Source organism: Micromonospora chokoriensis, assembly GCF_900091505.1.
Classification (GTDB): Bacteria; Actinomycetota; Actinomycetes; order Mycobacteriales; family Micromonosporaceae; genus Micromonospora; species Micromonospora chokoriensis.
The window spans coordinates 2,414,909-2,440,117 of sequence record NZ_LT607409.1; the positions used below are offsets into that span (position 1 = coordinate 2,414,909).

A 25,209-nucleotide genomic window follows, 5' to 3' on the forward strand; every position below is an offset into this window, starting at 1 on the left:
AGAAGTAGATGGCGGGTCGACTCGCGGTCGTCGGGGCTGGGCTGATGGGTTCCGGCATCGCCCAGGTGGCGGCGCAGGCGGGCTGGCAGGTGACGCTGCGCGACCTGGACGACGCGGCCACCACCCGAGGGCTCGGCGGCATCCGGAAGTCGTTGGAGAAGTTCGCCGAGAAGGGCAGGATCGAGGCGTCCGAGGTCGAGGCGACCCTGGCCCGGATCACCCCGACCACCGACCTGGAGGCGGCGGCCGACGCGGACATCGTGGTCGAGGCGGTCTTCGAGCGGCTGGAGATCAAGCACGAGGTGTTCCGCGCCCTGGACAAGATCTGCAAGTCGGACGCGGTGCTCGCCACCAACACGTCGGCCATCCCGGTGACCCAGATCGCCGCGGTGACCGAGCGTCCCGAGGCGGTCGTCGGCACCCACTTCTTCTCCCCGGTGCCGATGATGCAGCTCTGCGAGCTGGTCCGCGGTTACAAGACCAGCGACGCCACGCTGGACACCGCACGGGCCTTCGCCGAGGAGATCGGCAAGACGGTCGTGGTGGTCAACCGGGACATCGCCGGCTTCGTCACCACCCGGTTGATCTCCGCGCTGGTGATGGAGGCCGTCAAGCTGGTGGAGTCCGGCGTGGTGTCGGCGGAGGACCTGGACACGGCCTGCCGCCTGGGCTTCGGGCACGCGATGGGCCCGCTCGCCACCACCGACCTGACCGGCGTGGACGTGCTGCTGCACGCCTCGAAGAACATCTACACCGACACGGCCGACGAGAAGTTCTTCCCGCCGGAGCTGCTCCAGCGGATGGTCACGGCCGGCGACCTGGGCCGCAAGACCGGCAAGGGTTTCTACACGTACTGAGAGGTGGCGCGACCGGGGCGGGCGTCCGCCCCGGTCGGCCGCTCAGCCATCGCGTTTGGTGGTCCAGCGGAAGGTGGTCAGGCAGAGCACCACGCCGATCACGCACCACAGGGCCAGCACCAGCGCGACCCGTCCCAGCTCGAACGAGCCGCCCGGCTCCTGCGCGCCGAAGCTCTCCGGCAGGAAGACCGCGCGCAGCCCCTGGCACATCCACTTGAGCGGGAACAGCGCCGCGACCTGCTGCATCCAGGTGGGCAGGTCGGTGAAGACGAAGAACACCCCGGAGATGAACTGGAGCACCAGGGCGACCGGGGTGACCACGGCGGAACCGCTGCGCGCGGTGCGGGCCAGCGACGAGATGGCGATGCCGCACAGGGTGCACGCCGTCACGCCGAGCACGGCGACCCAACCGAAGGTGAACCACCTGCCGGCGGTGCCCGGCAGGTCGAGGTCGAACAGCGCCACCGCGACGGCCAGCAGCAGCACGGTCTCGGCGATGCCGATCGCCACCACCATGATCACCTTGCCGGCGAACCAGACCCACTTCGGCATCGGCGTGCCCCGGTACCGCTTGAGCACCCCCCGGTCCCGCTCGATCGGGATCCAGATGCCGAGGTTCTGGAAGCTCACCGTCATCAGGCCGGTCGCGATCATGCCGGTGATGAAGTACTGGGTGAACTTGACCCCGCCGCCGATCGTCCCGTCGAAGATCGACGCGAAGATCAGGATCATGATGATGGGGAAGCCCATCGTGAAGACCACGGACTCCCGGCTGCGCAGGAACTGGGTGATCTCCAGCCGGCCCTGGCGCACTGCGAGCGCGCCGGCGCTGGGCCGTCGGCCGGGGGTCGCGGCGACCGGCGCCGCCGGCTTCGTCGTGGTCGTCATCGTCCGTGTCCGATCATGGTGAGGTAGACGTCCTCCAGGGTCGGCCGGGTCACGGTGAGCCCGGGGACCTCGCCGCCGTGACGCGCGGCCAGGTCGGCGACCACTGCCGTCGGCGTCGCGCTCTGCACGCTCTCCAGCGCCCCGTCGGGGGTACGCCAGGAGACCGTCGCGAGGGCCTCCTGCCGGTTGCCGAGCTGGTTCGGGGCGGCCACCTCGACCACCCGCCCGCCGGCGATCACACCGACCCGGTCGGCGAGTGCCTCCGCCTCGTCCAGGTAGTGCGTGGTGAGCACGATGGTGGTGCCGGCGGCGGCGAGGTCGCGGATCAGGTCCCAGAACTCGCGCCGGGCCTCCGGGTCGAAGCCCGTGGTCGGCTCGTCGAGGAAGAGCAGTTCGGGGCGGCCGATGATGCCGAGCGCCACGTCCAGGCGGCGCTTCTGCCCGCCGGAGAGGGTGTGCGTACGGGCGGTGGCCTTGCCGGCCAGCCCGACCCGCTCGATCACCTTGTCCGGGTCGTCGGCGCCCGGGTAGAAGCCCGAGAAGTGCCGGACGACCTCGGCCACGGTCAGCTCGTCGAACTCGCCGGTGCCCTGGAGCACGATGCCGACGCGGGAGCGCCAACTCGCGTCGGGGTTCGCCGGGTCCGCGCCGAGCACGGAGACCTCGCCGGCGTCCCGCCGCCGGTAACCCTCCAGGATCTCCACCGTGGTGGTCTTGCCGGCGCCGTTCGGGCCGAGCAACGCGAACACCTCGCCGCGGTGCACGTCGAGGTCCACGCCCGCCACCGCCACGTTGTCGCCGTAGGCCTTGCGTAACCCTCGGACGGAGATGGCCAGCTCGTCATCCATGCCGTCCAGTGTGCGTCCTGACCCGGCCGAGGTCGTGCCCGGGGTGTGGCGATCCGCGCCACTGCGGGTACTTCGCGCCCGGACGTCCCCGACATGGACCTGTGTGGTTTTCCACAGCCCTTTTTACTGGTCGGTAACTTAAACTCCGGCCATGGACGAGACGGCATTTCCGGGGCGACTGCCCGAGCGGGACCGCCCGTGGGTGATGCGCACCTACGCCGGCCACTCGTCGGCGACCGCGACCAACGCCCTCTTCCGCCGCAACCTGGCGAAGGGGCAGACCGGCCTCTCGGTCGCCTTCGACCTGCCCACCCAGACCGGGTACGACCCGGACCACGAACTCGCCTCCGGCGAGGTCGGGCGGGTCGGCGTGCCGGTGGCCCACCTCGACGACATGCGGGCGCTGTTCGACGGCATCCCGCTCGCCGAGATGAACACCTCGATGACCATCAACGCCCCGGCGATGTGGTTGCTCGCCCTCTACGCCGGTGTGGCGTCGGAGCAGGACGCCGAGTTGACCCGCTGCGCGGGCACCACACAGAACGACATCATCAAGGAGTACCTGTCCCGGGGGACGTACATCTTCCCGCCGGCCGCGTCGCTGCGGCTCACCGCCGACGTGGTGGCGTACACGCTGCGGGAGATGCCGCGCTGGAACCCGGTCAACATCTGCTCGTACCACCTCCAGGAGGCCGGCGCCACGCCCGTGCAGGAGGTCGGCTTCGCGCTGGCCACCGCGGTCGCCGTGCTCGACGCGGTCCGCGACGCAGGTCAGGTGCCCGCCGAACGGATGGGCGACGTCGTGCAGCGGGTGTCGTTCTTCGTCAACGCCGGGGTGCGTTTCGTCGAGGAGATCGCCAAGATGCGCGCGTTCGGCGTGCTCTGGGACGAGATCACCCGGGACCGGTACGGGGTCAGCGAGGCCCGCCAACGGCGGTTCCGCTACGGGGTGCAGGTCAACTCGCTCGGCCTCACCGAGGCGCAGCCGGAGAACAACATCCAGCGCATCGTGCTGGAGATGCTCGGCGTCACGATGTCCCGCGACGCGCGGGCCCGCGCCGTGCAACTGCCCGCCTGGAACGAGGCGCTCGGCCTGCCCCGCCCGTGGGACCAGCAGTGGTCGCTACGGATGCAGCAGGTCCTGGCGTACGAGTCGGACCTGCTCGAATACCCCGACCTCTTCGCCGGCTCGCACGTGATGACCGCCCTGGTCGACGAGATCGTCACCGGGGCGCGGGTCGAGCTGGACAAGGTCCTCGAACTGGGTGGCGTGGTCGCCGCCGTGGAGACCGGCTACCTCAAGAGCGCCCTGGTCGCCTCGCTGGCCTCGCGCCGCCGCCGGATGGAGTCCGGCGCCGACGTGGTGGTCGGGGTCAACCGCTACGCCGAGACCGAACCGTCCCCGCTCACCGCCGCCGGCGCGGACGCCGTCGAGCAGGTCGACCCGGCCGTCGAGGCAGCCGCCGTCGACCGCGTACGCCGATGGCGTGCCGATCGGGACGGCGCGGCCGTGGACGCGGCGCTCGCCCGGCTCCGCGCGGACGCCGCGAGCACCGCCAACCTGATGCCGGCGACCCTGGACTGTGTGCGGGCCGGGGTGACCACCGGCGAGTGGGCCGGCGCGCTGCGTCAGGTCTTCGGCGAGTACCGCGCACCGACCGGCCTGGCCGGCGCCGCCGGCAGCGGCGGCGACCCGGGGCTCGCGGCAGTCCGGGAGCGGGTCACCGCCACCGCCCGCGAGCTGGGCAGCGGCCGGTTGCGGCTGCTGGTCGGCAAACCCGGCCTGGACGGGCACTCCAACGGCGCGGAGCAGATCGCGGTACGCGCCCGCGACGCCGGTTTCGAGGTCGTCTACCAGGGCATCCGGCTGACCGCCGCGCAGATCGTCGCCGCCGCCGTCGAGGAGGACGTCGACCTGGTCGGGCTGTCGGTGCTCTCCGGGTCGCACCTGGCCGCCGTGCCCGCGGTGCTCGACGGGCTGCGCGCCGCCGGCCGGGCGGACCTGCCGGTGGTGGTGGGCGGCATCATCCCGGCCGGCGACGCGGACACCCTCCGGGCCGCCGGGGTGGCCCGGGTGTTCACCCCGAAGGACTTCGCCCTCACCGACATCATCGACGACCTGGTGACGGTCATCCGTCGCGCCAACGACCTGCCCTGACCGGCCGCGCCCGGGACGTCAGACGCGGAACCCGGCGGCGCGGGCCGCGTCCCGTTCCCGTCGGCGACCGGAGCGCCGGCGGAAGAACCAGTAGACGAAGAACGCCAGGCCGACCAGGAAGACGAGCACCAACACCGGCAGGAGGACCGCCGCCAGGGAGACCACCACGCTCGTCGCGTCCTCGGCGGTGCTCGCCACCGGGGCGCCGAAGCCGGCGGTGGTGGCGTTGACGACGGGTCGCGCCGCGGACTTGAGCAGGTGCACGCCCAGCGCCAGCAGGACGCCGGTGACGACCGGCACCCACTGGTGGGTCGAGAAGAAGCTTCCCGGGTCGCTGACCGTCACCGTCTCGGACGAGGAGCCGGCGCCGAAGGCCAGGCCGCCGGCTGTCGGGCGGACCACCGTCTGCACCACGTCGTTGACGTGGTCGACGACGGGCACCTTGTCCGCCACCATCTCCACTGCCAGCAGCACGGCCATGATGAGGATGACCCAGCCGTTGCCGAGCCAGGTCCAGCCGCTGGGCAGGTCGATCAGGTCGGTGTAGCGGCCGAGGAGACCGAGGATGAGCAGGGGTATGTAGGCGTTCAGCCCTGCCGAGGCGGCGAGACCGGTGCCGGTGAGAACTTCGAACACGGTCTCAGCATCGCATCGACGCGCCAGTGCCGCTCGCTGGCGACCGGCGGGTGCTCGGCTACCCTCGTCGGGTGCGGTTGGTCATTGCGAAGTGCTCGGTGGACTACGTCGGACGGCTCTCGGCTCACCTGCCGCCGGCCACCCGGTTGCTGATGGTGAAGGCGGACGGGTCGGTGTCGATCCATGCCGACGACCGGGCGTACAAGCCGTTGAACTGGATGAGCCCGCCGTGCCGGTTGGAGGAGGCCCCCGGTGTGTGGCGGGTCGTCAACAAGGCCGGCGAGGAGTTGCGGATCACCCTGGAGGAGATCTTCCAGGACACCTCGTACGAGCTGGGTGTGGACCCGGGCCTGCGCAAGGACGGGGTGGAGGCGCACCTGCAGGAGCTGTTGGCCGCCAACCCCGAAACGCTGGGGGAGGGGTTCACGCTGGTCCGCCGCGAGTACATGACGGCGATCGGCCCGGTCGACCTGCTGTGCCGGGATGCCAACTCCGGTGCCGTCGCCGTCGAGGTCAAGCGGCGCGGCGACATCGACGGCGTGGAGCAGTTGACCCGCTATCTCGAGTTGATGAACCGTGACCCGCTGCTCAGCCCGGTCGCCGGGGTCTTCGCCGCGCAGGAGATCAAGCCGCAGGCCCGGGTGCTCGCCACCGACCGGGGCATCCGGTGCGTGGTCGTGGACTACGACAAGCTGCGGGGCATCGAGAAGGACGAGCTGACGCTGTTCTGATCGGCTGCTCAGCTGCCGGTGCGCACCGCGATCAGCGACTTGGGCAGGCCGAAGACCCGCTCGACGAGCATCGTCGAGTCGGGGAAGTAGTGGCGCATCTGCGAGCGGTCCAGCAACTCGGTCCAGAGCACCTGGTGGATGGCGGCGTCGTGGCTGGGCGTCGGCTTGTGCCCCAGCGGCCAGCGTCGGGCGAGCGCGGTGCGCAGTCGTACCGGTAGGAACTGCATTCCCGGCGCGATCCAGTGTGGCTCGATGGGGAAGTAGCGGTACGGCGTCTGCACCCAGTGCCGGTCGGCCAGCGAGCGGACGGAGGCGGCGAACCGCAACCGGCGTTCGTGCCCGCCCACGTGCTCCAGCACCGAGTTCGAGAAGACCATGTCGTAGCTGCCCCTGGTGACGTGCTCCGGCAGGTCGCAGGCGTCGGCCTGTTCGACGTGGGCCCAGTCCGGAACCACGGACGGGGGCTGCTCCAGGTTGACGACCGTCACCCGGGCCGGCCGGACGGTGGCGCGTTGCCAGGTGCCGAGCCGGCCGCCGAGATCGACGACGTGCATGTCCCCGAGGTCGGGGAAGGTGCGGGCCAGCCAGTCGGAGCGGTGCCGACGGCGACGGGCGCTCCACGACTGGTCACTGTCGACAAGGCGGTAGCGCAATCGATTGGGGCCCATTTAACGCAATGTACCGCCGTAGCCACGCCTCATAAACATGTGGATACGCCGATCTTCGCTGAAGATCGGTTATCCGACAATCACCTGCCGTACATCACCTTGATCGCCTTGACGAGTCGGGCCATGTCCGTCGGCGTCCGTTCGAAGGTCATCGACGGCAGCAGCGACCGGGCGCGACGTCGGGTGATCGCCTTGGCCCGGCCGAACTCGCGCAGCCCGTCCTCGCCGTGGATCCGCCCGAAGCCGGAGTCACCCACCCCGCCGAACGGCAGGGTGGACATGCCCGCGAAGGTCAGGGTGGAGTTGACCGAGGCCATTCCGGAGCGCAGCCGCCGCGCGATGGCCACCGCGCGCCGTCGGCCGAAGACCGAACCACCCAGGCCGTACGGCAGGGCGTTGGCGCGTGTGACGGCCTCGTCGGCGTCGCGGACCCGGTTGATGGTCAACGTGGGGCCGAAGGTCTCCTCCTGGACGGCGGCGGAATCCTCCGGGACGTCCACGAGCACTGTCGGGTGGACGTACGGCGGCTGCACCGCGGTCGGACCGCCGAGTGCGGCACGCCCGCCGGAGGCGATGGCGGAGTCGATGTGCCGGCGGATCACGTCGATCTGCTTCGGCATCGTGATCGGGCCGATGTCGGCGCCCTCTCCTCCGACGGTCAGCCGACCGGCGCGGGTCACCACCTTGTCGACGAAGGTGTCGAAGACGGAGTCGACCGCGTACACCCGCTCGATGCCGATGCAGGTCTGCCCCGCGTTGGTCATGCCGCCCCAGACGCACGCCTCGGCGGCGGCGTCCAGGTCGGCGTCGCCGTCGACGATCATGGCGTCCTTGCCGCCGCCCTCGATCAGCACCGGGGTCAGCGTCTCGGCGCAGGCGGCCATGACCTTCCGGGCGGTCGCGGTGGACCCGGTGAAGGCCAGCTTGTCGACCCGGGAGCGGCACAGCGCGGCACCGACGTCGCCGAGACCGTGCACGGCGGTGAACACCGGCTGCTCGGGCACCACCTCGGCGAAGCTGTCCACCAGCCACTGGCCGACGACGGGCGTGTACTCGCTCGGCTTGAGCACCACCGCGTTGCCGGCCGCGAGGGCGTACGCGGCGGAGCCGATCGGCGTGAAGACGGGATAGTTCCACGGCCCGATCACGCCGATGACGCCGTGCGGCTGGTATTCCAGGTGCCCGGAGAACTCGGCGAGGATGAGCCGGGAGCGCACCCGGCGCGGGCCGAGCACACGGGCGGCGTTGCGGGCGGCCCAGTCGATGTGCTCGATCGCGGTGACGATCTCGACGATCGCGTCGGCGACCGGCTTGCCGCCCTCGACATGTACGATCTCGGCCAACTGCTCGATCCGCTTGGCGAGCAGGGCACGCCACCGCAGCAGCCGGTCGCGGCGGCCGGTGAAGCCGAGCCCGGCCCACCACTCGCCGGCGACGCGGGCGCGGTCGACGGCCTGGCGCACGTCGGCGTCGGTGGCGACGGGGAGGCGACCGGCCTCGACGCCGGTGGCCGGGCTGGTCGACACCAGTTGACCCGCCTCGATGATCGGGATGCCCGGGACATGCACAGCCGTCATGTGCGGCAGTCTAGACCCGAAAATTACTCGCTGGTAGCTGGCGATTCGAGGAGTCCCGACGGGAGTCGCGCAGCCCGGACCGATCGTTGATCAGTGCAGGTCAGGGCAGTGGTGTCGAAAACCTTTCGCCCGAATCGTCGAACGGCAGGTGGCCGGGAGGTGACGAGAGGCTGACCGGCCGGTCGGTATTGACGATTACCGTCTGGTGGCAGGCTGACGCGCGGAGTAACGGTGTGGGGTGGAGGGCTGACTGTCCATGGAGGAACATCCGGAACTGATGCCGCTGTTGACGGTCGCGGGTGGGCCGATGCGCGGGGCGAGCTTCCGAGTGCGAACCGAACCGCAGGTGATCGGTCGCGCGCCGACCGGTCACGTGGTCATCAACGACCCGCACCTGAGTCGCCGCCACGCCGAGGTGTGGCTGGCCCCGGAGGGCCTGTCCCTGCGGGACCTGGGTTCGACCAACGGCACCTGGCTCAACGACCGTCGGATCACCCAGGTGGAGTTGCTCTCCGACGGCGACGTGATCCGGTTGGGCCGTACCGAGCTGCGCCTGTTCGATCCCGGAGTGGCGCTCACCGATCCGGTGGGTCTCAGCTTCGGCCCGTCCCGGCGCGACGTCCGACCGACGCTGCCGCTGCCGTTGGCGACGCCGCCGGGCACGCGACGGTAAGCGCCGCCCACACCCGGGGCGCTCCCCGGATGGTTGTCGGACACCTGGATCGTCGGGGTCGAGCGTGGCAGCATGCCGCGGATGGAGACCGAGCAGCGGATCGTGACGGCGAACGGCATCACCCAGGCGGTACGCGTGGCCGGCCCGACCGACGGCACTCCGGTGCTGCTGATCCACGGCAACTGCTCGTCCGCGCTGTTCTGGGAACCGCTGGTCCGCCGCCTGCCACCGACGCAGCGGGTGGTCGCCCCCGACCTGCGCGGGTACGGCGACTCCGCGACCGCCCCGGTGGACGCCACCCGGGGCCTGCGGGACTTCACCGACGACGTGGCCGCTCTGCTGGACGACAGAACGCTCTTCGCGGCCGACGCCCGCCCGGTGGTGGTCGGGCACTCCCTCGGTGGCGGAGTGGCGATGCGCCTGCTGGTCGACCATCCGCACCGGGTGGGCGCGCTGCTGCTCGCAGCGCCCGTCTCCCCGTACGGGTTCGGCGGCACCCGTGACCTGATCGGCACGCCGACCACCCCCGACTTCGCCGGCACCGGCGCCGGCACCGCCAATCAGGACTTCGTCGCCCGGCTCGCGGCCGGCGACCGGGGCGTGGACGCGCCGGCCAGCCCCCGCGGCGTGCTGCGAGCCACCTATGTGGCCGATCCCGCCTCGCTCGGCGCTGACGAGGACCTGCTGCTGGACACCGTGCTCTCCACCGCCACCGGGGACGACAACTACCCGGGCACGGCGGTGCCCTCGGACAACTGGCCCGGCACCGCGCCGGGGGAGCGTGGCGTGCTCAACGCGCTCGCGCCGACCTGGTTCCGGGTCGCCGACGACCTGGTGGCCGTCGCCGAGAAACCCCCGATCGCCTGGGTACGCGGAGACGCCGACGTCATCGTCTCGGACACCTCACTGTTCGACCTGGCGTACCTGGGTTCGCTGGGTGTGGTGCCCGGCTGGCCGGGCGAGGAGGTCTGTCCTCCGCAGCCGATGGTCGGACAGACCCGCGCGGTGCTGGAGCGGTACGCGGCGGAAGGTGGGGCGTACCACGAGGTGGTGTTGCCCGGCTGTGGGCACAGCCCGCACCTGGAACGTCCGACGGAGTTCGTCGCGGAGCTGCTCGCCCTGACCAGCACGGCGACCACCTAGGCGGGCGGCTGCGCCGTGGGTGAAATATGCCACGGCGTCTCGACAACCCATCGTCACGTGGCAGACTCGCGCGCATAACCTTAGCGGCCGTTCAGTGGCCGTGCGGAGTCTCTGGGGAGGCCGGTCGTGGCGCGCGATTTCAGCACCGTGGGCGTGGTGGGGCTGGGCACCATGGGTGCCGGCATCGTCGAGGTCTTCGCCCGCAACGGCATCGACGTCGTGGCCGTGGAGATCTCCGAGCCGGCGCTGGAGCGCGGCCGGGCCACCCTCACCGGCTCCACCGACCGGGCGGTGGCCAAGGGCAAGCTCGCCGCGGCGGACCGCGACGCCCTGCACGAGCGGGTGCACTTCGCGGTCGGGCTGAACGCCCTGCACTCCGTCGACCTGGTCATCGAGGCGGTGCCCGAGCACCTGGACCTCAAGCAGCGGATCTTCGCGGAGCTGGACCGGGTCTGTCGGCCGGAGACCATCCTCGCCACCAACACCTCCTCGCTGAGCGTCACCGAGATCTCGGTGGCCACCAGCCGGCCCAACCAGGTGATCGGCATCCACTTCTTCAACCCGGCGCCGGTGATGAAGCTGGTCGAGGTGGTCCGCACCGTCGTCACCTCGCCCGAGGTGGTCGCCGACGTCGAGGCGCTCTGCGCCCGGCTCGGCAAGGTCGACGTCACCATCAACGACCGGGCCGGCTTCATCGCGAACGCGCTGCTCTTCGGTTACCTCAACCACGCGGTCGGCATGGTCGAGTCGCACTACGCGACGCGGGAGGACATCGACGCCGCCATGAAGCTCGGCTGCGGCCTGCCGATGGGCCCGCTGGCGCTGATGGACCTGATCGGTCTGGACACCGCGTACGAGATCCTGGACACCATGTACCGGCGCGGTGGCCGGGACCGCCGACACGCCCCGGTGCCACTGCTCAAGCAGATGGTGACGGCAGGGCTGCTCGGCCGGAAGTCGGGTCGGGGTTTCTACACCTACGAGCGGCCCGGCTCGCCGAAGGTCGTACCCGATGAGACGACGCCGCTGGCCACGGACACCGCGGTCGCCGGCGGCACGCGCGCCATCACCAAGATCGGCATTGTGGGTTCCGGGACGATGGCCACCGGGATCATCGAGGTCTTCGCGAAGGCCGGCTACGAGGTCGTCTCGGTGACCCGTGGCGTGGAGAAGTCCGCGACGGTCTGCGAGGCCGTGAAGACCTCGCTGAACAAGGGCGTGGTGCGGGGCAGGCTCACCGAGGACGACCGGGACGCCGCGCTCGGCCGGATCACCTGGTCGGCCACGCTGGACCACCTCGCCGACGTCGACCTGGTGGTCGAGGCGGTGGTCGAGGAGTTGAGCGTCAAGAAGGCCCTCTTCGCGAGCCTCGACGAGATCTGCAAGCCGGGCGTCGTGCTGGCGACCACCACCTCCTCGCTGCCGGTGATCGACGTGGCGATGGCCACCCAGCGGCCGGCCGACGTGGTGGGGCTGCACTTCTTCAACCCGGCGCCGGTCATGCCGCTGGTCGAGGTGGTCCGCACCATCCGCACCTCACCGGAGACCACCGCCACCGCCCGCGCGGTCTGCGCCGCGCTCGGCAAGACCGGCGTGGTCTGCGGCGACCGGTCCGGGTTCATCGTCAACGCGCTGCTCTTCCCGTACCTGAACGACGCGGTGAAGATGTTGGAGGCCAGCTACTCGACGGCCGACGACATCGACCACGCCATGAAGCTGGGCTGCGGCTACCCGATGGGCCCGTTCGAGCTGCTCGACGTGGTCGGGTTGGACGTTTCGCTGGCCATCCAGCGCGAGCTTTACCTGGAGCTGCGCGAGCCCGGCTTCGCGCCCGCGCCGCTGTTGGAACACCTGGTCACCGCCGGCTACCTGGGCCGCAAGACCCGCCGAGGCTTCCGCGACCACTCGCACCGCTGACCGGTCAACGCCGGAGGGTGCCGACGGCGTCTGCAGGGTGTGACCTTCGAGGAGTACGTCAGCAGCCGGGGCCCGGCGCTGGTCCGGCTCGCCCGGTTGCTGACCGGTGACGCCCACCGGGCCGAGGACCTCACCCAGGAGGTGCTGTCCCAGGCGTACGTGCAGTGGCGCCGGATCGCCCGCGCCGACCGGCCCGACGTGTACGTGCGCCGCATGCTGGTCAACGCCAACAACTCCTGGTGGCGTCGCCGGTCGAGCCGTGAGCTGGTCGTCGACACCTTCGCCGACCGGCCGCACCGTGGCGACCTCGGCGGCGAGGCGGCGGACCGGGACGAGATGTGGCGGCTGATCCTCGACCTGCCCGACCGCCAGCGCGCGGTGCTGGTGCTGCGCTACTACGAGGACCTCGACGACACGACGATCGCCCAGATCCTGGACTGCTCGCCGGTCACCGTCCGCACCCACGCGATGCGGGCGCTCGCCAACCTGCGGGAGCGCTGCGGTGCCCCGACCACGAACGGGAGCCGACCATGACAGACCTCGACGAGCGGATCGTCCTGACGCTGCGGGAACACGCCGAGGGGCCGGTGGACGGGGACCGACTGCTGGTCGGCTCGGTGCGCCGGGGGCGTACCCGGGTCCGTCGGCGACGGGTCGCCGCCGGTTGCACACTGGGTGTGGTCGCGCTGCTCGGTGCCGGTGTGGCCGTCGGGCCGACCGGTCGCCTGCCCGGCCTCGGTCACACTGTCACTCCCGGCCTGGCCGAGACCACTGTCGCCTTCCTGCCGCCGTCGGTCGACGGCGCTCCGGGTGCGGCGGCACGGCCCGACCGGATCGGCAGGGACCCCGCCCTGCTGCACATCGGCCTCACCTCGGGCGGCCCCCGGTTCCTGGAGTGGAACGTCGGCGGCGGCAAGGAGACCGCCAAGATCGACATTGGTGGCCGGACGGTCACCGTCGAACTGACCTCGGCCGACGTGCTGCGATCCACCGGTGCCTGGAACATGCCGTCGTTGGACGGCCCCGCCGCCAACCTCTACGACGGCACAGTGGTCCGCGCCGTCGGGCCGGACAACGTGCCGATCTGGCGACGTTATTGGCAACCGGCCCCCGGGGTGTACGCCGGCGCCAGCGTGCCCGGCACGGACGAGGGCCCGCTGCACGAGGCCGCCGCCGCGTTGCGGCTCGATCAGGCGTACCGGTGCGCCGGTCCGGTCCGGTTGACCGACCTGCCGACCGGTGCCGAGACCTTCGCCTGTTCGAGTTTCGTGGGCACCTTCCCGGCGGCGTACGCGGTGGTGCTGCGCGTCACCGACAACCAGCTCAGAGGGATGTCTGTCGAGTTCCAGTACGCCGGCACCGCGCTGACGGCCAAGCCACCGGCGAACCGGAGCATCGGCGGCAGACCGGCCTACTACGATCCCTCCTTCGATCCGTCCGGCGCACGGCTGGAACTTCTGGACATCCCGCAGGCCCAACTGTTCGCGGCGTTCAACCACGAACGGAGCTTCAGCGAGGCGGAGGCGACGACGGTGCTCCTCGGGGCGCAGGTCGCCGAACACCTCGACCAGCCCGACACCTGGTGACCGCCCCGGGCCGTCGCGCCGAACGGACCGTACGCTTGGTGACTGTGAGCCCCCGTCGCAATCGCCCTCGCCGGGACGAGAACGCCAACCTGGACGCCGATCGGGTCCGGCAGGGCGTCGCCTCGGTGCAGCAGTGGACCGACGGCGCCTGGCAGGTACGCGGGATCGGCGCGGGCGCGTCGGTCAAGACGTACCGTTGCCCCGGCTGTGACCAGGAGATCCGACCCGGGGTGGCGCACCTGGTGGCCTGGCCGGCGGACGGCCTGGGTGACCTGACCGACCGGCGGCACTGGCACAGCGGTTGCTGGCGCGCCCGGGAGCGGCGCGGCCCGGCGGTGCAGCGCGGCCGGGGCACGCCGCGCTACTGACCGATCCACTGAGCGACCTGGATCACCCTGTTCGTGCCTGGGTGGGCGGCGGCGGCGGTTTCGCGACAGACTTGGGCGGTGAGCACAGCGATCCGCGCCTCGTCGATCCTGCCCGGCCGCCGGGAGAACATCGAGCTGCACACCGCCGACGGTCTGCGGCTGGTCGGCGAGTTGGCGCTGCCGGCCGACCGGCCGCCGGTGGCCACCCTGGTCTGCCTGCACCCGCTGCCCACCCACGGCGGGATGATGGACAGCCACGTCTTCCGCAAGGCGGCCTGGCGGTTGCCCGCGCTGGCCGACCTGGCGGTGCTGCGGTTCAACACCCGGGGCACCAGCAGCCTGCGCGGCACCAGCGAGGGCGAGTTCGACCGTGCGGTGGGCGAGCGGTACGACGTGGCCGCCGCCATCGAGTACGCCGAGTTCGCCGAGCTGCCCGACATCTGGCTCGTCGGCTGGTCGTTCGGCACCGACCTGGCCCTCAAGTACGGTTGCGACCCGGCGATCGCCGGGGCGATCCTGCTCTCCCCGCCGCTGCGCTTCTCGACCCCGGAGGACCTGGCCACCTGGGCCGCCTCGGAGCGGCCGTTGACGGCGCTCGTGCCGGAGTTCGACGACTACCTGCGGCCGACCGAGGCGCGGGAGCGGTTCGGTGCGGTGCCGCACGCCGAGGTGGTCGGGGTGCCCGGCGCCAAGCACCTCTGGGTCGGTGACGCGGAGACGGTGCTCGACGAGATCGTCCGGCGGGTCAACCCCGCCGTCGAGGTGCCACTGCCGAGGACCTGGGACGGCCCGATGGAGGCCGGCGACGTCAGCGCGTACGCCGACCGGACGGTCGCGTCGTTCGCGGACACGCCGGTGCCGCAGCCGGGCGACTGACGGTCACCCTCTCTCCTGGCGGGGCAGCACCACCTCGCGCAGGATCAGTTGCAGCGCGGCCACCGTGGGGATGGCGATCAGCGCGCCCACCACACCCAGCAGCGCCACTCCGAGCAGCGCGGCGAGCAGGGCCGCCACCTCGTTGACCTCGACCGAGCGCCGCATCACCTTCGGGTAGATCAGGTAGTTCTCGGCCTGCTGGTAGACGAGGAAGAACACCGCGCAGGCGATGCCGGTGGGCAGGTCGGCGGCGAAGCCGACCAGGCTCACGATCACCGCGCCCAGGGTCGCGCCGATCTGCGGGATCAGGTCGGTCACCGCGACCACCACCGCCAACGCGAACGGGTACGGCAGCCCGACGATCAGCGCGAACACGAAGGTGATCGCCCCGGCCAGGACCGCGATGCTCAACGCGCCGACCATGTAGGCGCCCACCTTGGCCAGGATCTCGTCGCCGATCAGCTGCACCCGCTCCCGTCGCGAGCGGGGCACCAGCGCGTAGCCCAGGGCGCGCAGCTTGTTGAAGTAGGCCAGGAAGTAGATTGTCAGCACCAGCACGGTGAGCGTCCGGAACACCGTGCCGAAGATCAGTTGGGCCCCACCGAGCACCCCGCCCAGCGCCCGGCCGACAGTCTCCGCGTTGGCCGCGCCCTGCACGCGCTCCACCACGTCGTACCGCTCCACCAGATCGTTGACCGTCGGATTGCGGCGCAGCTCGTCGAGCAGGCTGGGAATCTGGTCGATGAACTGCCCCGACTGGGTGACGATCGGCGGGACCAGCGCGACGACGCCGCCGCAGAGCAGCAGCACCACCGTCAACGCCACGAACGCCACCGCCAGGCCGTGCGGCACACCCCAGCGGCGCAGTCGGACCACCGCCGGGTTGAGACCGACCGCCAGGAAGAGCGCGATCACCACCAGCACCAGGATGCCGCCGGCATTGCGAATCCCCAGATACAGGGTGTACGCCAGCAGCACGCCCAGCGCACCCGTGAAGCCGATCAGGAAGCTGCTGCGACGTAACGGGCGCCCCGGGGTGCCGAACTTCCCGGACGGGACAGCCGGTGGCTCGTCCGGGTCGATCCCCGGCGCGGGGACCGGCACCGGAGGCGGCACCTCGGCCGGCGCGGTCGGCGGGGGATCGGCCGGTGTGTCCGGGGGGCCGGTCGGCTTGTCTGTCGGCCCTTCCGGCTTGTCCGGGTCACCGGCTGACGGGCCTCGCTGCGGCACCAGGACCTCCCGGGTCAGGCGGTGGGTCGACCGGCGACGGCGACGAACGCCCGCCAGGCGGCTGGCGCGAAGACCAGGACCGGGCCGTCCGGGTCCTTGCTGTCCCGCACGCCCACCACCCCGGGCAGATTGTCCGCCACCTCGACGCACTCCCCGTTGCCGCTTCGGCTCGACGTACGCCAGTCTGCGCCGGTCAGGTCCATTCCGTCACAACTTCCTTCATCAGGTCGATCGACTGGCGGCGGGAGAGAGCGCGATTTCTGATCATCTCCCAGCGCGCCAGCAGCGTAGCCACCTCATGGTCACCATCGACCACGAGACCGTCAATCTGGTGCTCCATGTGCCCCACCCAACCACCGTCGGCGCCTCTGGCCAGATTGAACGGTCCCGACAGGCCGACGTGCAGCCCCGTCTCTGCCGGAATGACGTGCAGGCTGATGTGTGGGCGTTCCACGCTGGCGATGAGGTGGGTGATCTGCTCGGCCATCAGCGCTTGGACGTCCTCACCGTCGCGTCGGAGCACCAGCTCGTCGACGACCGCGACGAACTGCGGAGGTTCCGGCTGGACCAGCAGCGACTGGCGGTCGAGGCGGGCGTGGACCCTTCGTTCCACCTCGTCGTCGCTGAGAAGGTCATCGCAGCGGATCACCGCGCGGGCGTAGTTCTCCGTCTGAAGCAGACCGGGGATGAGCGTGGGCTGGAAGCAGCGCAGTTGGCGGGCGCTGCGCTCGGCGTCCAGCCAGGGTCGGAACCAGCTCGGCTGGCCGTCGCGCTCGGCGAGCTTGAGCAGGTAGACGAGCAGACCACCGGTGGTCAGCACCTCGTCGGCGCGGGCCAGGAAGAGGCGGTCCAGTGGACGCTGCCCCAGCTCCAGGGCGGACACCATCGAGCCGGAGTAGTGCACCAGCCGACCGAAGTCCTCCTGGCTCATCCCGGCGGCGGTCCGTAGCCGGCGCAACTGGGCACGGATCATGTCGGCTGTCGGCGCGGCGTCGCCTTCCACAGTGCCTCCGCAGTTCGGGGGTCGCCTCCACCGGTCGGCCCGGCGGGTCACGTCGTCACCGCAGTCGCCCCACCGGAGCCGTCGATGCCTTCCGACCGTAGCGGTGTCATCAGCAGACTGTCACGTACCGGCTCGTCCCGGACCGCTCCGGTTTCCACCGCGCAGGCCCGCCGCCCTCACCTCGGCGCGACCGCGCCCCAGTCGAGGAGGCAACCCCATGCTCACGCCCACGTCTCGCTCTGTCGGCCGGTCGCTGCCCGCCACCGTCATGTCGCCCACGTGGAGGTCCACCGGCTGCGCGCCGCCCGGTCCGCACGTGGGTGGCAGAGCGCGTACCCCGGTGTGGCGGTTGTCCACCGGCTGCACGCCGCCGGGTCCGCATTCGGGTGGCAGGGCGCGTACCCCGGTGTCGGGGCTGCCCCAGCCGCGGCTCGGGCCGTACCCCCAGTTTCCCCGACCCTGCGGCGCGCGGACGCCGCACACCCCGCTGCGACCCATGTGGTGCTGCCGGGCCGACGGCCTGCCGTGGCCCTGCGCGGACGCCCGGCTGCTGCTCAAGGCGGAGTTCGACAGCGATCCGGCGGCGTTGACCATCTATCTCGCCGGGCTCTACCACGAGGCGGCGCACGACCTGTACCAGCTCAATCCCTACGACGGGCCGGCACCCCGGGAGCTGTTCGAACGCTTCGTGGCGTGGGGCCCGTTCCGCCGCCCGGTCATCGACCCGGACGGACCCTAGGCGCCGCACCACGCGCAGATCTTGGACAGTATCCGTTGCGCGTGGACGGCAACTGTCCAAGATCTGGTGGAGTGGCGGCCTTCCGGCGTGAAGGCTGTTCGGATGTTGCCTGCCGACGACGCCGACGCACTCGACTGGCTTGCCTTCGAGCAGGCGGGCGTGCTCACGACCGCACAGGTCTCCAGTTTGCTCAGCGAGGGGACGGTACGTGGGCGGATCCGCTCCGGTCGGTGGCGGTCGATCTGCCGCGGCGTCGTTTCGACCGGGAACGGTCGACTGAGCCGCGACCAGCAACTCTGGGTGGCGGTGCTGGCAGCCGGACCAGGGGCGATGTTGGCCGGGGCAACTGCCGCCACCGAAGCGGGGGTACGCGGGCTGCGCCGCGAACCGCTGCACGTGCTGGTGCCGGCCGTCCGCCGTGCCGCGCGGACCTCCCTGCGCCGGCTCCCGATCGACATGCCCGCAGTGCTCGTGCATCGCACGTCGGTGCTGCCGGACTCGCACCGTCAACTCGCCCGTCCGCCGCGCACCACGACGGCCAGGGCGCTCATCGACGCGGCGGGATGGGCGGTCAGCGTGGACGAGGCGCAGGGGGTGCTGGCGGCCGGTTGTCAGCAGCGTCGCGTCCTCCCCGAGGAGTTGCAGGCGGCGCTCGACGTCCTGCCCCGAGCGCCCCGCCGACGCCTGATCCAACAGACGGTCCGTGATATCGCCGGTGGTGCGGAGGCGCTCTCCGAGATCGACTTCCTGCGCCTCTGCCGGCGGCATCGCCTGCCCCTACCCGACCTACAGGAGCGGCGGGTCGACGCGGCGGGCCGCAACCGCTGGCTGGACGCCTACTGGCGACAGTGGCGTGTGCAGGTCGAGATCGACGGCGCTCACCACATGGACGCCCGGCAGTGGGCGGACGACATGCGTCGGCAGAACGACGTGTGGACCAGCGGCGACCGGATTCTGCGCTTTCCGGCCTGGCTGGTCCGAGCCCGCCCCGACGAGGTCGCCGACACCGTGCGGCGCGCGCTCGTCGTAGCCGGCTGGACCCCCACCCCAGACCTGCGCAAGCCGACCCACATATGAATCTTGGACAGTTTCCGTCATCGCGTAACGGAAACTGTCCAAGATCTCGAAGCTCGCGCCCTGGGTCAGTCCTTCTCGATGGTGACCTTGCTGGGCTTGGCGCTGCGCTCGTCGGTGGTCGGCTTGGTGGGACGCTTGCCGTTCTCACCGGTGCTGGTGATCTTGGTGGGCTTGGCGTCCCGGCCACCCACCCCCGGGACGGCGGCGACTGTCGGTTCGCCGTCCACCCCGGCGCTGGCCGTGCCCCCGTCGACAGTGGTCACCGGTTCGGCCACCGGACGAGCCGCCGGTTGGCCGGCGTCCTCCGCGTTGGCGTTCACCGGCTGCCTGGTGTCGGCGGGCTCGGCCTTGAGGCCGGTGGCCGCACCCGACCCGGCCGGCGTGCCGGAGACGGTGACGCCGTCGTCGTCGCCGGTTGCGCTGCCGCTCGCGGAGTCCCCGGCCGTCGGCGCGGTCGGACCGTCGATCGGGCCGGCGACGTTCTGCAACCGCACCTCGGCCATCTGCCGCTGGAGGTCGTCGGACTCCTGCCGGGCCTTCCAGGTCTCCTGCCGCAGGTCCGCGAGTTGCTGCTGGGCCTGGGCGATGTCCAGCATCACCTGGGCGAGCTGCTGCCGACCTGCCGCCGCCTCCTGCTGGGTGGCTGCCAGGTGCTGCTGCGTGGTGGCCAGGTGCTGCTGGGTGGTGGCCGCGTACTCCTCGAACTGCCGACGTGAGGACGCGACATGCTCGTCGGCCTCGCGGCGCTTGTCGTCGGCCTCGGTCCGGGCCCGGCTCAGCAACTCGGTGGCCTCCGCCTCGGCCCGCTGGCGCAGAGCCGCCGCGTCCTGCTCGGCCGCCTGGAGGACCCCGGCCGCGCCCTGCTCGATCTCGTTCTTGCGGGCCGTGTACTCGGTCTCCAGCTCGTCCCGACGAGCGGTGTACGCGGTCTCCAGCTCGTTCTTACGGCCGGTGTACTCGGTCTCCAACTCGTCGCGGCGGCCGGTGAAGCCCGCCTCCAGCTCCTGCTGGCGGGACGTGAAGCCCGCCTCCAGCTCCTGCTGGCGGGACGTGTGCTGCTTGTCCAGCTCGTCGCGGTGCCTGGCGTACTCCTGCTCGGCGGCGGTCCGCCGCTGCTCCAGCTCCCGGTCGGCAGCCTCCCGCCGGGAGTTGACCTCCTGCTCCACCCCGGCCCGCCACGCGCCCAGTTCCTGCTGGGTCTGCTCCCGGGTGTGCTTGACGTACGCCTCGGTCTCGGCGCGCATCCGCTGCACGTACGCCTCGGTCTCGGCGCGGTTGCGCTTGGCCGACTCGGACGCCTGCGTGGTCAGCCGCTCCGCCTCCTGCTGCGCCTTGGCGCGGGTGGCCCGGCCCGCCATCGACGCGTCGTCGATGATCTGCTTGGCCTCCTGCTGCGCCTTGGCGTGCGTGGCCCGGCCCGCCTCGGTGGCGGTGTCGGTGAGGCGCTTGGCCTCCTGGAGTGCCTTGGCGTGCACCTCCTTGGCCGCGTCGCGTAGGTCGCTGGCCTCCTGCCGGGCGTTGGCCAGCGTCTCGCGAGCCGTCTCGCGCAGCTTGGTCGACTCCTGCTGGGCCCGGGTGTGGATCTCCTTGGCGGTGTCCCGGAGTTGGGTGGCCTCCTGCTGGGCCTTGGCCAGCGCGTCCTGTGCCGTCTTGCGCAGCTGCGCCGACTCGTCCCGGGCCGACCGCAGGGTCTGTTCCGCCTCGGCCCGCTGTGCGGCGCTGTGCCGCTCCTCCTCCGCGCGCCGCGCGGCGAGGGCGATCTCGAAGTCCTTCAGTGCCCGGTCGGCCTGCTCGCGGGCCTCGTCGATGATGTGCTCGGCAGCGGCGCGACGGGCCTCGATCTCCACGTTGGCGTCGGCGACGATCTGCTCGGCCAACTCCTCGGCCTGGCTGAGGATCGAGTCGACGAGCGGCCCGAGGTGCTTGAACGAGGCCTTGTCCACCACGTTCATCTGCTTGCGCACCTGGGTCAGGTCACGTTGGAGCACCTCGACCTGGCCGGCGAGCTTGTGGATCTGTGTGTACGCCTGTTCTCGCTCGGCGGTGAGGGTCTCGATCTCGTGCTCGGCACGTGCGACATAGCGCGCGACCTGTTTCCGGTCATATCCCCGCAGGGCGGACTCGAAGCTGGGCTCCGTCGTCACGTCCCCGCCGAGAGCGAACAGTTCCTCGCCGTGCGACATGCCCCCATCCTCACACGCATCGGACCCTGCTGGGGCGATACGGACGGGCCTTGTGCGAGCTACTTCACTCCGTTTCGAGCGACGCGGTCCACGAACTGGGAAACGCATACGGCGCGAGGTGCAACCGGTCACCCGGTGTCACCTCGCGCCGTCGATGCCCCACCTACGCCACGCGTCAGCCAGCGGTCTCCGCGGGAACCCGGTCCTGACCGCCGTCGGTCTTCTTGGCCTCCGGCTTGGCCGCCGGAGCCGCCGCAGCCGGCACTCCCGGAACGATGCCGGCGAGCCCGGAGAGCATCTGACCCAGCTGCGAGGTGACCGCGTCCTTCTGCCGGGTGAGGTCCTCGACCTCGCGGCGGGCGGCCTGCGTGGTCAGCTCTGCCTCCGTGCGGGCCTCGGTGAGCAGGCGCTGCGACTCGGCCTTGGCCTCGTTGAGCGTCTTCTCCGAGTGCGCCTTGGCCTTGTCCACCGTCTCGGCGGCGTTGCGCTCCGACTCGACCCGGCGAGCCTCGGCGCGCTGCTCGATCTCCTTGGCGCGCTCCTGCGCGGCCCGGGCCCGCTGCTCGGCCTCGCTGACCAGCTTCTGGGTCTGCGCGACCTGGGCGGCGTGGCGCTCGGACTCCTCGCGCTCGGCCTTTTCGCGCCGCTCGGCGAGCTGGAGCTCCAGAGCCTGGAGGTCCTTGTCGCGCTTGTCCCGTGCGTCGGTCAGCAGCTTGGTCGCCTCGGCGCGCTTCTCCTCAGCCTCGCGGGCGGCCTTCGCCCGCTGCTGGGTGATCTCGCGCTCGGCGGTGGCCCGGAGGGTGGCCACCTCCCGCTCGACAGTCGACTTCAGCTCGGCCACCTCGTGCGCGGTGACGGTACGCAGCTGCTTGGTCTCGCGGTCGGCGTCCGCGCGCAGCGTGTCGGCCTCACGACGGGCCTGCACCCGAACCTCGGCGGCCTCGCGCTCGGCGGCCGTCCGCAGGTTGCCCGCCTCACGCTCGGCGCTCGCCTTCATGGCGGCGGCCTCGGCGCGTGCCTTGTCGGTGATCTCGCGAGCCTCGAGGCGGGCGGCGGAGAGGATGCCCTCGGACTCGCGCTTGGCCTCGTTGCGGTGGTCGTTGGCCTGCTCCTCGGCGAGCCGGAGGATCTGCTCGACGCGGGTGCCGAGCCCGGAGAGGGTGGGCCGGTTGTTCTCTTCGAGCTGCTTGTTCGTGTCGGTGAGCTTCTGCTCCAGCGCGCTCATGCGCTGCTCTGCCTGGCGGAGCCGACGCTGGGCGTCGTTCATCCGCTGCTCGGCCTCGGCACGGGCCTGCTCGGACTGGGTGAGCGCGGCGGTCATCCGGCCGAGGAAGTCATCGACCTGGTGAGTGTTGTATCCGCGCAGGCCCACGGTGAAATCTGGCTGCGAGTTCGCGTTATCGAAGAACGCGAGAGGGGAGGACTGCTGCTGGGGCATTGGGACATACTGGCAGACGCCCCAGGGTGGTTCGCAAGAGCGGTGCGGAGCTTTCATGCCCTCTTTGCATGGTCAACTTCCGCGTTGGGCAGGGCCGGGCCAACCGGCGATCTTGGCAGGTCCCGGGCGGCGCGGACGCCACGCGGTGTGATCCGGAAAAGGGCCCCGAGGTAACCCCGCGGCCCTTTCTTCGGTCCCAGGCCGGCCCTGCGCTAATGGGATGGAAGAACAATGCCGAGCACCACAATGGCCACCCGGTGCTCATCCGTCCGGCCGGTGACCAGGTCACCGCCGTCCAGTCGGCGGCGTCGGCTCAGTGCCCCCGGAATCGGTTGATCGCGTCCTCGTGCTGCGCGCGCAGTTCCCCGTCGCGTACGCCCAGCCCGTCGGTGGGCGCGAGGCACCGCACCCCGACCTTGCCCTGGTGGGCGTTGCGGTGCACCTCGTACGCGGCCTGGCCGGTGCGCTCCAGCGGATAGGTGCGGGAGACCGTCGGGTGCACCTTGCCGAGCGCGATGAGACGGTTGGCCTGCCACGCCTCGTGGTAGTTGGCGAAGTGGCTGCCGACGATCCGCTTGAGGTGCATCCACAGGTATCGGTTGTCGTACTGGTGCTGGAAGCCGCTGGTGGACGCGCAGGTGACGATGGTCCCGCCGCGCCGGGCCACGAAGACGCTGGCGCCGAACGTCTCCCGACCCGGGTGCTCGAAGACGATGTCCGGGTCCTCGCCGCCGGTCAGCTCGCGGATCCGCTCGCCGAAGCGCCGCCACTCGTCCGGGTCCTGGGTCTCCTCGTCCTTCCAGAAGCAGAAACCCTCGGCGGCCCGGTCGATGACCAGCTCCGCGCCCATCCGGCGGCACAGCTCGGCCTTCTCCGGCGAGGAGACGACGCAGACCGGGATCGCGCCGCCGTTGAGCGCCATCTGGGTGGCGTAGCCGCCGAGGCCACCGGAGGCGCCCCAGATCAGCACCACGTCACCCTGCTTCATGTTGGCCCCGTGGTGCGAGACGAGCTGCCGGTACGCGGTGGAGTTGACCAGCCCGGGGCTGGCCGCCTCCTCCCAGCTCAGGTGCCGGGGCTTCGGCATCAGCTGGTTGGCCTTGACCACGGCCATCTCGGCCAGCCCACCGAAGTTGGTCTCGAACCCCCAGATCCGCTGCTGCGGGTCGAGCATGGTGTCGTCGTGCCCGGCCGCGTCCTCCAGCTCGACGGAGAGGCAGTGCGCGACCACCTCGTCGCCGGGTGCCCAGCGGGTCACCCCGGGCCCGACGCGCAGCACCACGCCGGCAGCGTCCGAGCCGACCACGTGGTACGGCAGGTCGTGCCGACGGGTCAGCTCGGAGACCCGGCCGTAGCGCTGGAGGAACCTGAACGTGGGCAGCGGCTCGAAGATACTGGTCCACACGGTGTTGTAGTTGATCGCGCTGGCCATCACCGCGACCAGCGCCTCGCCCGGCCCCAGCTCCGGCGTCGGCACCTCCTGCACGTGCAGCGCCTTGCGGGGGTCCTTGTCGCGGGTGGCCATGCCGTCGAACATCCGGGACTCCTCGGCGCGGACCACCACGCCCCGGTAGCTCTCCGGTACGGGCAGCCCGGCGACGCCGGCGAGCTCGCGGTCCGGATCGTTCGATTCCTCCGCCGCCATGATCGCTTCGAGGATGTCCTGCACGGTGACCTCCGGTTCATCCGCACCCGCACGGGCCCGGGTGCTGCCATCGTCGGCGCCGGTGGACACGACCGCCATGTCGGCATTCGACACATCCCGCACCAGTCGCGCTCCGGTGGGGCCGGACGTTACTGAACGGTAGCTAGGCCCGGAAGTCCTCTGTGAAAAACTGCATCCGCCGATGCGTGAAGGTGTCCGACCAGCGCGCCAACCGCGCACTGACGTGCGCGCGAACCCCGATCCGCGCCACCCGCACCCACGGCTCCCGCCCTCGCAGAGGCAGCACGTTCGGGGGTGTTGCTGCCTCCGACGCGCTTGAGGCAGCAACATCCCCGACGTTGTGCGGGGTGCGGGGTGCGGGGTGGGGCGTGGGGGGTGCGGGCGGGGCGATGGGTGTGGAGGATCGTGGGGGCGTGGGGGGTCAGTGGGGGGTCGGGGCGGGCTCCACCAGTTCGACGAGGACGCCGCCGGCGTCCTTCGGGTGGACGAAGTTGATCCGGCTGTCCGCGGTGCCGCGGCGCGGGGTCTCGAAGAGGAGTCGCATCCCCCGCTCGCGCAGCGCCGCGCAGGCCGCGTCGACGTCTACCACGGTGTACGCGACCTGCTGGACGCCCGGCCCGCTCCGGTCCAGGAACTTGGCGATCGTCGACTCCGGGGTCAGCGGTGCGAGCAGCTGCACGCAGCCGCCGTCGGTGGTCGGGCCGACGGACAGCATCGCCTCGCGGACGCCCTGCTCCTCGTTCGTCTCGACGTGTACGCAGCGCATCCCGAACGTCCGCTGGTAGAAGTCGATCGCGGCGTCCAGGTCGGCCACGGCGATCCCGACGTGGTCAATCTTGCGAAGCCCGATGTCTGTGACGTAGTCCGCACCGGGCTCGGCGGGGGAGTTCTCAGCCATGGCGTTAGTCTGACCGAATAATCGTTAAGGCGTACAGCTCGGCACCCCC

Annotated in this window: 24 protein-coding genes; 12 read left to right on the forward strand and 12 right to left on the reverse strand. The window is 71.2% G+C overall.

The window, feature by feature from the left end; translation table 11 throughout:
- Positions 1-8 precede the first annotated feature (8 nt).
- Positions 9-857, forward strand: coding sequence for a 3-hydroxyacyl-CoA dehydrogenase family protein (locus GA0070612_RS11440; RefSeq protein ID WP_088987891.1), 849 nt, complete (start codon positions 9-11; stop codon positions 855-857).
- Positions 858-899: 42 nt separating this feature from the next.
- Here GA0070612_RS11440 and GA0070612_RS11445 read toward each other — a convergent pair whose 3' ends face one another.
- A complete protein-coding gene (locus tag GA0070612_RS11445) occupies positions 900-1,745 on the reverse strand; it encodes an ABC transporter permease (protein ID WP_088987892.1) in 846 nt (281 codons plus the stop codon).
- Positions 1,742-2,593, reverse strand: a complete 852-nt coding sequence (locus tag GA0070612_RS11450) for an ABC transporter ATP-binding protein (RefSeq protein WP_088987893.1) — start codon at positions 2,591-2,593, stop codon at positions 1,742-1,744. Before GA0070612_RS11450 ends, GA0070612_RS11445 begins: the two co-directional genes overlap by 4 nt.
- A gap of 151 nt (positions 2,594-2,744) precedes the next feature.
- On the opposite strand from GA0070612_RS11450, the gene GA0070612_RS11455 reads away from it, so the two are divergent.
- Positions 2,745-4,751: a protein meaA gene (locus GA0070612_RS11455; protein WP_088987894.1), complete on the forward strand. Its 2,007-nt coding sequence runs from the start codon at positions 2,745-2,747 to the stop codon at positions 4,749-4,751.
- An 18-nt stretch (positions 4,752-4,769) separates the two neighbouring features.
- Here GA0070612_RS11455 and GA0070612_RS11460 read toward each other — a convergent pair whose 3' ends face one another.
- A complete protein-coding gene (locus GA0070612_RS11460; protein WP_088987895.1) occupies positions 4,770-5,387 on the reverse strand; it encodes a DUF4126 domain-containing protein in 618 nt (205 codons plus the stop codon).
- Between the two features lie 71 nt (positions 5,388-5,458).
- Here GA0070612_RS11460 and nucS point away from each other — a divergent pair, with 71 nt between their 5' ends.
- Positions 5,459-6,118, forward strand: coding sequence for an endonuclease NucS (nucS, locus tag GA0070612_RS11465; protein WP_088991415.1), 660 nt, complete (start codon positions 5,459-5,461; stop codon positions 6,116-6,118).
- 8 nt (positions 6,119-6,126) lie between these two features.
- Here nucS and GA0070612_RS11470 read toward each other — a convergent pair whose 3' ends face one another.
- Both GA0070612_RS11470 and GA0070612_RS11475 read right to left on the reverse strand, forming a co-directional pair.
- The gene (locus tag GA0070612_RS11470) at positions 6,127-6,786 is read right to left on the reverse strand and encodes a class I SAM-dependent methyltransferase (protein WP_088987896.1); all 660 of its coding nucleotides are present in this window, start codon (positions 6,784-6,786) and stop codon (positions 6,127-6,129) included.
- 80 nt (positions 6,787-6,866) lie between these two features.
- On the reverse strand, positions 6,867-8,363 hold the full coding sequence (locus GA0070612_RS11475; RefSeq protein WP_088987897.1) for an aldehyde dehydrogenase family protein: 1,497 nt from the start codon (positions 8,361-8,363) through the stop codon (positions 6,867-6,869).
- A gap of 256 nt (positions 8,364-8,619) precedes the next feature.
- Between GA0070612_RS11475 and GA0070612_RS11480 the strand changes: the two genes are divergently transcribed.
- From GA0070612_RS11480 to GA0070612_RS11510, 7 genes are all read left to right on the forward strand, one after another.
- On the forward strand, positions 8,620-9,036 hold the full coding sequence (locus GA0070612_RS11480) for an FHA domain-containing protein (RefSeq protein ID WP_088987898.1): 417 nt from the start codon (positions 8,620-8,622) through the stop codon (positions 9,034-9,036).
- A 72-nt stretch (positions 9,037-9,108) separates the two neighbouring features.
- Positions 9,109-10,179, forward strand: coding sequence for an alpha/beta fold hydrolase (locus GA0070612_RS11485; RefSeq protein WP_197699352.1), 1,071 nt, complete (start codon positions 9,109-9,111; stop codon positions 10,177-10,179).
- Between the two features lie 171 nt (positions 10,180-10,350).
- Positions 10,351-12,096, forward strand: coding sequence for a 3-hydroxyacyl-CoA dehydrogenase family protein (locus GA0070612_RS11490; RefSeq protein WP_408630564.1), 1,746 nt, complete (start codon positions 10,351-10,353; stop codon positions 12,094-12,096).
- 39 nt (positions 12,097-12,135) lie between these two features.
- The gene (locus GA0070612_RS11495) at positions 12,136-12,630 is read left to right on the forward strand and encodes a SigE family RNA polymerase sigma factor (RefSeq protein ID WP_088987900.1); all 495 of its coding nucleotides are present in this window, start codon (positions 12,136-12,138) and stop codon (positions 12,628-12,630) included.
- Entirely contained in the window at positions 12,627-13,682 is a 1,056-nt protein-coding gene (locus GA0070612_RS11500) for a hypothetical protein (protein ID WP_088987901.1), read from the forward strand. Before GA0070612_RS11495 ends, GA0070612_RS11500 begins: the two co-directional genes overlap by 4 nt.
- A gap of 44 nt (positions 13,683-13,726) precedes the next feature.
- Positions 13,727-14,050, forward strand: coding sequence for a hypothetical protein (locus tag GA0070612_RS11505; protein WP_231640156.1), 324 nt, complete (start codon positions 13,727-13,729; stop codon positions 14,048-14,050).
- 78 nt (positions 14,051-14,128) lie between these two features.
- A complete protein-coding gene (locus GA0070612_RS11510; RefSeq protein ID WP_088987902.1) occupies positions 14,129-14,926 on the forward strand; it encodes an alpha/beta hydrolase in 798 nt (265 codons plus the stop codon).
- A gap of 3 nt (positions 14,927-14,929) precedes the next feature.
- On the opposite strand, the gene GA0070612_RS11515 is transcribed toward GA0070612_RS11510, so the two are convergent.
- Genes GA0070612_RS11515 through GA0070612_RS11525 form a run of 3 tightly spaced genes read right to left on the reverse strand, consistent with a single transcriptional unit; the run spans position 14,930 to position 17,129 of the window.
- Entirely contained in the window at positions 14,930-16,156 is a 1,227-nt protein-coding gene (locus GA0070612_RS11515) for an AI-2E family transporter (RefSeq protein ID WP_408630542.1), read from the reverse strand.
- Positions 16,157-16,170: 14 nt separating this feature from the next.
- The gene (locus GA0070612_RS11520) at positions 16,171-16,359 is read right to left on the reverse strand and encodes a DUF397 domain-containing protein (protein ID WP_088987903.1); all 189 of its coding nucleotides are present in this window, start codon (positions 16,357-16,359) and stop codon (positions 16,171-16,173) included.
- Complete coding sequence (locus tag GA0070612_RS11525; RefSeq protein WP_088991418.1) at positions 16,350-17,129, reverse strand: helix-turn-helix domain-containing protein; 780 nt, start codon at positions 17,127-17,129, stop codon at positions 16,350-16,352. Before GA0070612_RS11525 ends, GA0070612_RS11520 begins: the two co-directional genes overlap by 10 nt.
- Before the next feature lie 436 nt (positions 17,130-17,565).
- On the opposite strand from GA0070612_RS11525, the gene GA0070612_RS11530 reads away from it, so the two are divergent.
- Positions 17,566-17,898 (forward strand): hypothetical protein, encoded by a 333-nt coding sequence (locus GA0070612_RS11530; RefSeq protein WP_088987904.1) that lies wholly within the window; start codon positions 17,566-17,568, stop codon positions 17,896-17,898.
- 102 nt (positions 17,899-18,000) lie between these two features.
- Positions 18,001-18,975, forward strand: a complete 975-nt coding sequence (locus tag GA0070612_RS11535; RefSeq protein WP_088987905.1) for a DUF559 domain-containing protein — start codon at positions 18,001-18,003, stop codon at positions 18,973-18,975.
- Between the two features lie 65 nt (positions 18,976-19,040).
- Here GA0070612_RS11535 and GA0070612_RS11540 read toward each other — a convergent pair whose 3' ends face one another.
- From GA0070612_RS11540 to mce, 4 genes are all read right to left on the reverse strand, one after another.
- Positions 19,041-21,158, reverse strand: coding sequence for a coiled-coil domain-containing protein (locus GA0070612_RS11540; protein WP_088987906.1), 2,118 nt, complete (start codon positions 21,156-21,158; stop codon positions 19,041-19,043).
- 175 nt (positions 21,159-21,333) lie between these two features.
- Complete coding sequence (locus tag GA0070612_RS11545) at positions 21,334-22,596, reverse strand: DivIVA domain-containing protein (protein WP_088987907.1); 1,263 nt, start codon at positions 22,594-22,596, stop codon at positions 21,334-21,336.
- Between the two features lie 313 nt (positions 22,597-22,909).
- Complete coding sequence (ccrA, locus tag GA0070612_RS11550) at positions 22,910-24,265, reverse strand: crotonyl-CoA carboxylase/reductase (protein WP_088991419.1); 1,356 nt, start codon at positions 24,263-24,265, stop codon at positions 22,910-22,912.
- A 418-nt stretch (positions 24,266-24,683) separates the two neighbouring features.
- A complete protein-coding gene (gene mce / locus GA0070612_RS11555) occupies positions 24,684-25,160 on the reverse strand; it encodes a methylmalonyl-CoA epimerase (protein WP_088987908.1) in 477 nt (158 codons plus the stop codon).
- Positions 25,161-25,209 lie beyond the last annotated feature (49 nt).